Origin of the sequence: Lysobacter sp. TAB13 (genome assembly GCF_052113885.1) — a bacterium.
Lineage (GTDB): Bacteria > Pseudomonadota > Gammaproteobacteria > Xanthomonadales > Xanthomonadaceae > Lysobacter > Lysobacter gummosus.
The window spans coordinates 1-407 of the sequence record NZ_JBFRDR010000284.1 but is presented as its reverse complement, the minus strand read 5'-3'; the positions used below and the strand labels follow the sequence as shown (position 1 = coordinate 407).

General features: G+C 66.6%; 1 pseudogene. It reads right to left on the bottom strand.

What is annotated here, in order from left to right:
- Positions 1 to 396: pseudogene (locus AB4Y92_RS26190) on the bottom strand (fructose-bisphosphate aldolase); the annotation flags it as partial.
- Positions 397 to 407 lie beyond the last annotated feature (11 nt).

Sequence of the window (407 nt, the reverse complement as noted above, 5' to 3'; positions counted from 1 at the left end):
CTGTTCGTAGAGCGCCAGTTCATGGATCGAGCCCGGATAGATGGTAAAACCGACGGCGCAGCAGCCGAGCCTGAGGGCGTCGCGCACGCCGCCCGTCAGGGCCTGGTTCGGATCCTTGTCGTCGCGCAGCGAGTCGTTGTCGTTGATCTTGAGGATCAGCGGGATATCGCCGGCGAAATCGCGCGCACCGCCCTCCAGGAAGCCGAGAGGCGCCGCATAGGCATTGCAGCCCGCCGCGATCGCCAGCTCGAAATGGTAACGCGGATCGTAAGCCGGTGGGTTGGCCGCGAAGGAGCGCGCCGGCCCGTGCTCGAAGCCCTGGTCCACCGGCAGGATCACGAGCTTGCCCGTGCCACCCAATCGGCCGTGGTTGAGGAGCCGCGCCAGGTTGGTCAATGTGCCTGGGC